This is a genomic window from Arthrobacter sp. 05L45_2, from assembly GCF_056397525.1.
In genome coordinates this window covers 1-6629 of the sequence record NZ_JBFTNO010000178.1, presented here as the reverse complement: position 1 = coordinate 6629, position 6629 = coordinate 1, and the positions used below count along the sequence as shown (strand labels likewise).

The window sequence follows — 6629 nt, the reverse complement described above, 5'->3', positions numbered from 1 at the left end:
CGCCGACGATGGTCAGGAAGAGCCCGCCGGGGAAGTTGGCCAGGATCTCGGTGGTGGACATACCAAGGAAGACGGAACCCAGCAGGAAGGCGCCGACGAAGGCGAGCGCCCCCATGTTGAGGGGAAGGACTGTGGCCAACAGGAACATCACCGCCAGGACGATGATGGAAAGCACGGGAGCGGACATCTTTGTTCCTCCGGGATTAGTGTGACGTAGACAACAGGACTACTGGCCTAGCCTCTTAGACAGTAGGTGAGTTTGTCAATACTCCTCTGTTGTAGGATGGCAGCAGCGCAACGTCGAAGAGGAAACAAGATGGCGAAGAAGTCAGGTGTCCCAGAGATTTCCCGGGTGTCGAGGCCCCGGCTCTATGAGCAGCTAGTGGCGCAGCTCCTGGACTTCATCGAATCGGCCGAGCTGGGGCCCGGGGACCTGCTTCCGGCCGAGCGAGACCTCGCGGAGCGGCTGGGCGTCTCCCGTGCCACGCTGGCGCAGGCGCTCGTGGCGCTCGAGGTGCTTGGCGTCATCGACGTCCAGCATGGGACAGGCGCGGTGCTGGTCTACCGGCCGAACGTGCCGGCGGTGATCAAGGGCTTGCGGGAGCACCGGAGCAGGTTGCCGGAGATCGTTGAAGCCCGGAGCACGCTGGAAGTGAAACTGGCCGAACTTGCCGCCGTCCGCCGCACCGACCAGGACATGCAGGCGATCGACGCGGCTATCGCGGCGATGACGGAGGAAGTTGCCTCCGGTTCCAAGGGCGCGCACGGTGACGAGCTCTTCCACCAGGCTGTGACGGCCGCCGCCCACTCGGCGGTGCTGGGCCAGCTGATGGCGTTCATCGCGGAAATGATCCTGGAAACACGGCTTGAATCGCTGGGTCAGCCCGGCCGCCCGGAGCAGTCGATCGCGTCGCACCGCAAGATCGCTGACGCCATCCGCGCCCAGGACGCCGCCGGTGCGGCGTCAGCCATGATGGCGCACATTGACCTGGTGTCCGACGTCGAACTGCTCAAGTAAGTCGGGTTGCTCACGCAGGTCGGGCTGCTCACGCAAGCAGCAGCAGGGCCGCGCCGATCCGCACCGATCCGCGCGGCTCCTCGCGGATTCCCGACTGCGTCAGCCGTTGTAGCCCTCGACCTGCGTGACGGGCCGCGCCTCCGCATCGTTCGGGTCCTCGCCGTATTGCCTCTTGGCCCGCCGTTGCCGCAGCAGGTCCCAGCACTGGTCGAGGTCTTCCTCGAGCTGCCTGAGCCGGAGCCGGTCGGGGACGTGGTCATGGTCGGCGCTCGCGGATTCCGCCTGCTCCCTGAGGTCGCGCTCCTCATCGACCAGGGCGGTGATGCGTTGGAGGATGTCGCGTTCGTCCATGGTGTCCTTCTTCCTGCTTCGAACCGCGGTGGGTACCTGCCAGCGTAATCACGGGTGTGCGCCGTGGCCAGAGCGCGCTGGGCGGGCGGACCCATCCCTTCGGAGGGGTCCGCCCGCAATCGTGCCCCAAGTGCGGGCGCGTCCGGCAGTTGCTTGGCCTTGCGACTGCTTAGGCCTTGCGACGCCGCAGCGCCAGCCGCAGCATCAGCAGCAGGGCGCCGCCGCAAAGCAGGACCAGTGCTGCGGCGTAGGTGCCACTGCTCGCCCCGGTCATGGCCAACGTGCCGGATTCGGAAGCCTGCAGCTGCGCACCGGCGGCCAAAGCGGCGTGGCCCGAGGCGGCTGCCCCGGCCTGGACGCTGCCCTGGGTCCCGACCGTTATCCCCACTCCACCGTCAGCGCTGCCCTCGGCTGAGCTACCCGTGTCCTCGCCGGGCATGGCCGGGTCAGTGGTGCCCTGGCCGTTGGTGCCGGGATCCGTGGTGCCGGGTTCCGTGGTGCCGGGCTCCGTCGGTGCGAGTGCGGCTCCTTCGGTGGTGGCGGTGGAATCGCCCAGCAGGCCGACCGACGTCGCGCCAAGGGTTACCGGGGCGGTGATCGGCGCGGTGACCTGGGTGCCGGAGGCGGTCCCGTCAGTACCGGTGGTGCTGCTGCCGCCGGTGGCCGGTGCCGTGGTGGTCCCTGCCGGGTTGGTTCCGGTGGCGGTGGAATCGCCCAGCAGGCCGACCGACGTCGCACCAAGGGTCACCGGGGCGGTGATCGGCGCGGTGGCCTGGGTGCCGGAGGCGGTCCCGTCAGTACCGGTGGTGCTGCTGCCGCCGGTGGCCGGTGCCGTGCTGGTCCCTGCCGGGTTGGTTCCGGTGGCGGTGGAGTCGCCCAGCAGGCCGACCGACGTCGCACCAAGGGTCACCGGGGCGGTGACTGGCGCGGTGGCCTGGGTGCCGGAGGCGGTCCCGTCAGTACCGGTGGTGCTGCTGCCGCCGGTGGCCGGGGCCGTGCCCGTGGTGGTTCCTGCCGGGTTGGTTCCGGTGGCGGTGGAGTCGCCCAGCAGGCCGACCGACGTCGCACCGAGGGTTACCGGGGCGGTGACTGGCGCGGTGGCCTGGGTGCCGGAGGCGGTCCCGTTGGTGCCGGTGGTGCTGCTGTCCGTGGCGGGTGCCGGCGCCGACGTGGTCCCTGCCGGGGCCGTTCCGGTGGCGGTGGAGTCGCCGAGCAGGCCGACCGACGTCGCACCGAGGGTCACGGGAGCGGTGACTGGCGCGGCGACCTGGCTGCCGGAGGCGGTCCCGTTGGTACCGGTGGTGCTGCTGCCGCCGGTGGCCGGCGCCGGGGCCGAGGTGGTTCCCGCCGGGGGCGTTCCGGTGGCGGTGGAGTCGCCGAGGAGCTCGACCGACGTCGCACCAAGGTTCACGGGAGCGGTGACTGGCGCGGTGGCCTGGGTGCCGGAGGCGGTCCCGTTGGTACCGGAGGTGGAGCTGCTGCCGGTGGCCGGTGCCGGGGCCGAGGTGGTTCCCGCCGGGGAAGTTCCGGTGGCGGTGGAGTCGCCGAGGAGCCCGACCGACGTCGCACCAAGGCTCACCGGAGCGGTGACCGGAGCGATGGCCTGGGTGCCGGAGGCGGTCCCGTCACTGCCTGACGTTGTGTCGGCCGCCGACGCGACKGAGGTTCCGAGGGCCAGSAGGCCGCCGGCAAAGAGGGTGCCWAGCAGCCCTCTGCGCAAGTTCGTATGCATGGTTGTTTCTCCTGGATTGGTTGGTGGGGGCCGCCTGCGAGGCAGCCCGATGAGCCGTCACCCGCCCCTTGGGGGCAGGCAGGCACAACTAGTCGGGAGAAGAGCCGGGGTCGAATGACACCGCGGCCGGCAGCCGAAGCAGGACATCGCTGCTCTCCAGCGTCCCTGGTGGCGGCAGAAGTTTGAAGTCAGAAGTCTCAGCCGCACTGCCGGCGCCCGGACTGGAAGCGGACGCGGTGATCCCACTGCTGGAGCTGGGGATCGCGGGGACAGTTCCTGGCCGATCACCTGCAGGGTCTCCGCCGAGAGGTGCCGGCCCTTCCTGCACAGCGCTCGACGCCGAGGGCCGGGCCAGAGCTTGGTCCGTCGGCATGGCGGTTTCCGCGGGGGAAGGTGCTGAGGTCAGGGCCGCAGCGTCAAGATGGGAAGTGCTGCGCTCTGCGGCCGCGTTTTTGGCGCCCGTGTCGGTCGCCTGAGCCCCGGTGGTCGTCCGGGGAGCGGTGGCAGCGGGTGCCGCTGGCTGCACGGGAGCGGCGGCAGGAACCGTCGCCACCGGCGGCTGCACCGGCGGAAGGGCTGGCAGCGGAACGGTGTCCACCACGGCCCCCGTGACCGGAGCCAGGACGGGTTCGGCGGCTGCCACTAAGTCGGTAGCTATGGGAACCACTGCCCCCACAGTGCCGGCGGCAGCGCGGTCAATCACCTCAACCGGCGGGGACACCGCCTTGGTTACGGTCTCCGCTGGAACGATCCGTGCGGTGACGGGAATCGAAGCCACAATCCGGTCGACGGAACCGGTGATTCCACGGGTAACCGGGGACAACAGCCCAGAACTGTCGCCCCCGGAACCTGAAGGCGAGGCTGCTTTGGCCGCATGCGGGCTGGGCGCTGCCAGCGATGAGATGCCCGATGTGAGGCCGCGGGCTGCGGCATCGAGGTCAGGGCCGGTCTCGGCGCTGGCCGACGTCGCGGAAAGTGCCAGCCAAGCCACCGTCGCCGCACCGGCCAGCAGCACTGGGCGGAGGAGCCGCGAGGCGCGCCCGGAGTGTCGTTCGTGCTTCACGTGCAACACCCCCCAGGTGTGGCGCAGAAATCGAGACGAATGTTCGGCAACTTCCGTCACCATAGTCACGCCTGTCACGGAAAGTCCATACCCTAAGTCGAGAAAAACATGAATAGTCAGCTTGCTTATTATTTTCTGGCTTCCTAGAGTTGGACCCGTAAGGCATCACATTCTCCGCGGGGATAGGCACGGCCGGAACGCTGCTCAATCCCCGCGCTGGCTACGAGGAGGACACATGTCGGAACACAATCTCGCGGGCAAGAAAGTTGCTTTCCTGCTGACGGACGGCGTCGAACAAATCGAGCTGACCAGCCCCTGGAACGCAGTCAAGGACGCCGGCGGCGAACCCACTTTGGTCTCGCTGAAGAGCGGAAAATTGCAGGGATTCGACGGAACGGAAAAAGGTGAGACGTTCGACGTCGACCTCACCGCCGACCAGGCCAACGCCTCCGACTTCCACGCCCTGGTGATTCCCGGCGGCGTGGTCAACGCAGACCACCTCCGCGTCGATAAGGCTGCGCAGACCTTTGCACGTGGCTTCTTCGAACAGCACAAACCGGTGGCCTCGATTTGCCACGGACCCTGGCTCCTGATCGACGCCGGCGTTATCAGCGGACGAAACGTCACCTCGTACCACACCCTCCAGACCGACCTCAGGAACGCCGGGGCGAACTGGACGGATGAAGAGGTGGTGGTTGACCAGGGCCTGGTGACCAGCCGGAACCCCGACGACTTGCCGGCCTTCAATGACAAGTTGCTTGAAGAAATCGCCGAAGGCGAGCACGCGGGGCAGACCGCCTGACCCGCCGCCGTCGGCCGTGGTCAGAGGCAGTGATGGCCCTATGCAGTGCGCACGCTTTCGGGCAGGATATGCCTGTAAGCTGCGCCGCCGCGGGGACCGCCCGCCGAGCGGCCGCGGTACCGCAACCTGCAATCAAGGAGTCCCGGATATGACCACGCTCAACCCCTACCTTGGCTTCCGCGACAACGCCAGGGACGCCATGACGTTCTACCAGACCGTGTTCGGCGGTCAGTTGAACATGAGCACCTTCGCCGAATATCAGGCCAGCGAGGATCCCGCCGAGCAGGACAAGATCATGCACGGCATGCTGACCGGCGAAAACGGGCTGGTGCTCATGGGGGCCGATACCCCCAACAGCATGGATTTCACCCCGGGCAACAACTTCTCCGTGTCCCTCAGCGGCAACGATGAAGCCGAGCTTCGGGGCTTCTGGGACAAGCTGTCCGACGGCGGCACGGTCACCGTCCCGCTGGAGAAGGCCCCGTGGGGCGACACCTTCGGCATGTGCAAAGACAAGTTCGGCGTGGACTGGCTCGTCAACATCGCACCCGCCGACGGTGCATCTGCCACCAGCTAACAAAAAATACCGGGCCGGCCCACCGCGAGGGCCGGCCCGGTTTCTTGTGTGCGTTTCAGTCCGGGCTGGTGTCCGTGGTCAGGCCCCGGTCATCCTCGGCTTTTTCGTCCTGCTCCTCGGCGGGACCGGGCACCTTGTGGGCGTCGCTCTTGCCCGGGACGCGTCCCCCGGACGCGCCTGACGCCCCGGCCTCCTGGGGGAGGGCTGTGCCGCCGGTGCCGGTGTCGCGCGGCACCGGCTTCCCGTCGTCGTCCACTCCGTCGCTGACAATGTCCTCCGGGTCGCTCGGCTTGGTGCTCATGCGTTCCTCCGATGCTGCTGGGCGCGACAGCCTGCCGCGATGTCCCTTCCAAGCTATAACGGCAGGGGAGTGCCGTACAGGCCGGGGGTGCGGAGTCTGGCGGCCCGCCGGCCCCGGGACTAGAGTCGCGCCATGGACAAGGACCCGGTGGCCACCAACCCCGATTTGTATCGGGTTCTCTTCGAGAACGAGCGGGTGCGGGTGCTCGAGTACACGGACCAGCCGGGGGAGAAATCGGTGGAGCACGCGCACCCGGACAGTGTGATGGTCACCCTCAGCGACTTCCGGCGCAGGCTGTCCGCCGACGGCCGGACGGTCGACGTCGAACTGGCCTCCGGGCTGGCGCGCTGGCTGCCGGCCCAGAGGCACTCCGGCGAAAATACCGGTGCCACGCCAACGCACGCCATCTTCGTGGAACTCAAAGAACCGGCCGCACCACTGGATGGGTCGTCACCGGACGGCCCGGACGGCCCGCAGGGCACGGGACCGCTCGGGCCGGGACCGGGCTAGCCCCGACGTGGCGGGCGTCCCCGCGCCCAATCTGCACGGCCCGGCGACGATGATCGGCCATACTGGGCTGTAAATGTCGTAAGGGGTCTCATGCTGGTGGTCGGAATGGTCTTTGCGGGGCTCGCTGCCGCCCTGCACGTGGTGATCTTCTGGATGGAGTCGCTGGCCTGGGACGGCCCCGCGGCGCGGCGGGTCTTCGGCCCGGCCACGGCGGCCGAGGTGGAGAGCACCCGGGTCCTGGCGTTCAACCAGGGCTTCTACAACCTGTTCCTGGC

Annotated in this window: 9 protein-coding genes; 5 read left to right on the top strand and 4 right to left on the bottom strand. The window is 68.3% G+C overall.

Annotated elements, in window-relative coordinates; genetic code table 11:
* Positions 1-187: transporter permease (locus AC1DHD_RS12830; RefSeq protein WP_476880083.1), on the bottom strand; the 187-nt coding region annotated here is incomplete at its 3' end.
* 129 nt (positions 188-316) lie between these two features.
* Between AC1DHD_RS12830 and AC1DHD_RS12825 the strand changes: the two genes are divergently transcribed.
* A complete protein-coding gene (locus AC1DHD_RS12825) occupies positions 317-1018 on the top strand; it encodes a FadR/GntR family transcriptional regulator (protein WP_476880082.1) in 702 nt (233 codons plus the stop codon).
* 99 nt (positions 1019-1117) lie between these two features.
* Here the strand turns inward: AC1DHD_RS12825 and AC1DHD_RS12820 are convergent, their stop codons facing one another.
* Together AC1DHD_RS12820 and AC1DHD_RS12815 are read right to left on the bottom strand one after the other, a co-directional pair.
* A complete protein-coding gene (locus AC1DHD_RS12820; protein WP_476880081.1) occupies positions 1118-1369 on the bottom strand; it encodes a DUF2630 family protein in 252 nt (83 codons plus the stop codon).
* Positions 1370-1538: 169 nt separating this feature from the next.
* Positions 1539-3101 carry a beta strand repeat-containing protein gene (locus AC1DHD_RS12815; RefSeq protein WP_476880080.1) on the bottom strand — a complete coding sequence of 521 codons (1563 nt, stop codon included), beginning with the start codon at positions 3099-3101 and terminating at the stop codon, positions 1539-1541.
* A 1298-nt stretch (positions 3102-4399) separates the two neighbouring features.
* Here AC1DHD_RS12815 and AC1DHD_RS12810 point away from each other — a divergent pair.
* Positions 4400-4966 carry a type 1 glutamine amidotransferase domain-containing protein gene (locus AC1DHD_RS12810; protein ID WP_476880079.1) on the top strand — a complete coding sequence of 189 codons (567 nt, stop codon included), beginning with the start codon at positions 4400-4402 and terminating at the stop codon, positions 4964-4966.
* Positions 4967-5114: 148 nt separating this feature from the next.
* Positions 5115-5543, top strand: a complete 429-nt coding sequence (locus tag AC1DHD_RS12805; protein WP_476880078.1) for a VOC family protein — start codon at positions 5115-5117, stop codon at positions 5541-5543.
* A gap of 55 nt (positions 5544-5598) precedes the next feature.
* On the opposite strand, the gene AC1DHD_RS12800 is transcribed toward AC1DHD_RS12805, so the two are convergent.
* Positions 5599-5844, bottom strand: coding sequence for a hypothetical protein (locus tag AC1DHD_RS12800; RefSeq protein WP_476880077.1), 246 nt, complete (start codon positions 5842-5844; stop codon positions 5599-5601).
* A gap of 132 nt (positions 5845-5976) precedes the next feature.
* On the opposite strand from AC1DHD_RS12800, the gene AC1DHD_RS12795 reads away from it, so the two are divergent.
* A complete protein-coding gene (locus tag AC1DHD_RS12795; protein ID WP_476880076.1) occupies positions 5977-6354 on the top strand; it encodes a cupin domain-containing protein in 378 nt (125 codons plus the stop codon).
* Positions 6355-6444: 90 nt separating this feature from the next.
* Positions 6445-6629, top strand: a 185-nt coding sequence (locus AC1DHD_RS12790; protein WP_476880075.1) for a DUF1304 domain-containing protein, incomplete at its 3' end; no start/stop codon positions are given.

What these genes read in the sequence shown, in the direction of transcription:
- AC1DHD_RS12800 (WP_476880077.1), bottom strand. Translation starts at nt 5,844, where the DNA reads ATGAGCACCAAGCCGAGCGACCCGGAGGACATTGTCAGCGACGGAGTG.
- AC1DHD_RS12795 (WP_476880076.1), top strand. Translation starts at nt 5,977, where the DNA reads ATGGACAAGGACCCGGTGGCCACCAACCCCGATTTGTATCGGGTTCTC.
- AC1DHD_RS12805 (WP_476880078.1), top strand. Translation starts at nt 5,115, where the DNA reads ATGACCACGCTCAACCCCTACCTTGGCTTCCGCGACAACGCCAGGGAC.
- AC1DHD_RS12825 (WP_476880082.1), top strand. Translation starts at nt 317, where the DNA reads ATGGCGAAGAAGTCAGGTGTCCCAGAGATTTCCCGGGTGTCGAGGCCC.
- AC1DHD_RS12810 (WP_476880079.1), top strand. Translation starts at nt 4,400, where the DNA reads ATGTCGGAACACAATCTCGCGGGCAAGAAAGTTGCTTTCCTGCTGACG.
- AC1DHD_RS12820 (WP_476880081.1), bottom strand. Translation starts at nt 1,369, where the DNA reads ATGGACGAACGCGACATCCTCCAACGCATCACCGCCCTGGTCGATGAG.